This is a genomic window from Methanocalculus sp. (genome assembly GCF_029762515.1).
Taxonomy (GTDB): Archaea; Halobacteriota; Methanomicrobia; order Methanomicrobiales; family Methanocorpusculaceae; genus Methanocalculus.
The window spans coordinates 1-3595 of sequence record NZ_JARVGN010000245.1 but is presented as its reverse complement, the minus strand read 5'-3'; the positions used below and the strand labels follow the sequence as shown (position 1 = coordinate 3595).

Annotated in this window: 1 protein-coding gene; it reads right to left on the bottom strand. The window is 47.5% G+C overall.

Annotated elements, in window-relative coordinates:
• Nucleotides 1–155: 155 nt before the first annotated feature.
• A complete protein-coding gene (locus tag QCH34_RS08910; RefSeq protein ID WP_300333028.1) occupies nt 156–3143 on the bottom strand; it encodes a VCBS repeat-containing protein in 2988 nt (995 codons plus the stop codon).
• Between the last annotated feature and the right edge of the window lie 452 nt (nt 3144–3595).

The following is a 3595-nucleotide window of genomic DNA, read 5'->3' as shown; positions in this document are numbered from 1 at the left end:
ACGTGGAAATTGGAAAATCGAACTTTTTAACTATTACAAAAAATACGGGTTCTAATAGGAAAACTTACAAAAGAACGTGAAGGTGAGCATATCCCCTGAATAAAAGAATAGTTTGGGTTTGTATTAATGCTCGACCACATCCATTATACTTCCATCTATGGTAACCTCTTTTGTACCAGCAACTCGCATTTATTCGATCCAGTGAAGTTGTCCAAAGCGATAATTCGATCTTTATCCTCTAAAATCCAATCTCCAAGGTGCGTTCCGTTGGCGTGCAGTGTCGGGCAGCGGAATTTATCAGCCTCCAAGCCAATTATGCCAACTCCCCAGGGGCTACGGATGACAACCTCCTCACGACCATCTCCGTCAATGTCGCCAACAGGGCCAAATTGGTTATCGTCAGTATTCAAACGCCAGCCAGCCACATTGTCCCCATTCGCCCAAAAAGCGGTCCTGCGCAACACTCCCTGTTTTAACTCCATTATATGCAATCCATCGGCGTCCGAGATGACGATATGTGCACGTCCATCACCCGCCAGATCGCCTACTGCTACGATCTGCGATGTTTTAGTGTCAAGTATGTACCCGTTGAGGTCACTGCCGTTGGCATGGATTGCAATCGAGTTCAGCGTATTGCCCTGATGTTTGAGGACACCTATCCCCCAATCGCTTGTAATAAGGATCTCATCCTGACCATCCCCATCATAATCAGCCAGTGGGTGTATCGTGTTCTCGCTCGAATTAAACACCCAACCACCAAAGTGCGTACCGTTAGGCGCTACCATTAGCGAATCGAACGTATTGCTGACAGCGCCAAGCACACCGATACCCCAACCACTTGTCATAACAATTTCATCACGGCCATTACCATCGACATCACCTACTCCAGCGATTTGGTTGGCGCGTGAGTCGAACAACCAACCTCCAAAACGCGTCCCGTTGGGCTGGATAATCGGTGAAGTCAGCGTATTGCCCCCATAGGCAAGGACTCCTATCCCCCATGAACTGGTGAGGAGAATTTCCTGGGGTGCACCCCCAGTGAAGTTGCCTACACCATGGTGGCGATCTTCGCCAACATTGACGCTGGCATTGTAGCGCCATCCGCCGAACCGCGTGTCATTGGGTGCCACCATTATTTGTCGCCACCGCTGTCCGTCATGCTTGAGTATGCCGATTCCCCAATTGCTTGTGATCACAAACTCTGCACGCCCATCACCATCGATATCACCTGTGCCGACTATGTCATTGACTCTGGTATCAAAATTCCACCCTTCTATCCAAGCCTGGTCAGCATGTATATGCAATGCTTTGAACTGTGGCTCAGAGTCGAGAATGCCAAGACCTTCATTATTGAATAATCGAACGGTCCAGTCACCAATCATACTCCAAAAGTAGGCTTTCTTTGCATCAATCGCCTTTTTGAATGTGCCTAGATAAACATTGGCAGCATCGTTGTCATAGAATGCTCTCCAGCCGTCACCAAACCGAGCACGTGATGAAAATGCAAACGCGCCAGGAAAACCGGTTGGTAAATCCCAAAAGCCTTTTGCCCGTGCAATCATTGCTACACCATTCATATAGAAAAGCAACGCTTCGGCATTTTGAAGGCCAGCATATCCTTCTTTATAGTACTGTTCTGTCTTAGTACCAGCTGGCACATTAACACTGCAACCAGCGTGCACAATCAGATTTGCGCCTGCATTTTCGAGGATGCCATTTTGCCACGCAGTCCGATGAACAAAGAAGTTTGCATTTCCACCCTGACCCTGCAAACTTGGAGTATAGGTATTACCGCCATGACTCCAGCGAAATGGTTTTCCCCCAAGCTCGTTTTCAAGAGCAACAACATCATAACCGCCCCCAAAATTGCTGTTTTGGTTACCGGAATGGGCGTGAATGCAGCGCAGAACGGCCGGTTGCTTGAACCAACGGAAATAGTCGAGCAGCGTTGCATCGTTCTGCACGAGCGGTGCCTGGAACTTATCCGAGGCCGCTGCTACATAGCCCGGATTCGCATCTAAGTTATGCGAACCAATGGCACCAGCACGAAAAGGTAGGTCAGCAAAGCAGCCGGTTCGGTGACGGTGGTTGAGATCAAAATAATCGCAAATAACACGCCGCTCCAGTACGGGATCCGGTTCAAAGAATTCTTGCCATTTTTTAAAGTGTTGAGGGTCGTAGTTTTGAGTGCTAATGAAACTCTGAGGATACCCTTCTTCATCAATTGGCCTCACTCCGTTTTCGCCAACAATAGTTGGATCAGGATTTATGGCGATATGCCGAGCATTAATCCGAGATATTACGATGTCCGGTCTAGCGATCGGATTGGGGAGATTACGATCGGCAGCAGCTATTTCAGGGTGTAATTGCCGATGTCGAATGAAGAGTTTCAACTCCCCAGGAGGAGCATCGAGAACCAAATAGTCGCTGTCGTTAATATAAAAAAAGTCGTTTCTTGACTCCATAGTGCGGTCAAAGGCCAATGAAGAAAATACAGCACCATCAACTGGCCACTCTGTGGCGGCTGTAGCGGGATCGGGTAATGCAACTATTGATTCGAGCTCCTGCTCTTCATGATAAAGCGCCTCCCAATTGCCATTGAAATCGGCAAGTACGATGTCGCTCCGTCCTGCGATATGTTCAGGCTCAATAGCCAAGTAAGGAGTAACTTCGTCACCCGGTTTATTGTACTCTACACCAGCAATCGTTTTCTTGAAATGTGGTGTCCACATAGTACGGCGCACAAGCTCCGCTTCTGGAAAAGAGCCAACGAGAACAACACCCAGGAAATTAGGAAACGTATTCCAAATCTCACGAAGAAAACTGCGCAACGCGAGTAAGGTGCGACCATCTTGATGGCGCGGCCCGTTGTACAGTTCGGCACTGATAAAGTAGCTGGAAAATCCCTCGGCTCGCAGATCACCCTTGAAACGGATCAGCCGAGATTCCAGGTCTTCAGCTCCTGCTAACGGATTGAGCAGACGCGATTCGACAAGCACGACCACCCTACGCGCGTCGTGCTCAATCTCTTCGCTATCCTGTTCAAAATCTAGAAAACTCAGATTTATGATTGAAGGATCTCCATCGGCATTAAGATCATAATTCTGGTATCGATCCATGATCCCTTGAATCAGATTCGACATTTTTCAACCCCCCCATTTCTTCGGCTGATGGCGTGAGTTTGAGACCGCCACCTCATTTAGAAACCGTTTTAGTTTAATTTCTTTATATATATATTTTGTTCTTAATGAGACTGTCGCCCCAAGATGGCCTTCTGTCACTCGATCTGATTGCCCCTCGGGGGCACTACTCCAAAATGAAGGGAGGTATTGAGCACAAAACAAATGAGCGTTCAGTAGACCGGTGCCATGGCCCAAACCCAGTGAAGATTTATTTAAATGTTCTGGGGCATTTATTTAGGAGTTTCTCGGTTATTTGTGGTTAAATAATATTGGAATCCATATACGATCGATCTTTAAGTCGCAATTTTTTATCAAAGGATTTCTACAAAGCCAATCCGTAGAAAACGTGATGTATTCAAATTTCCCCCTCTCCCCCCTCCTCCCGACGGTTCGTCGAGAGCATCATCTGCATC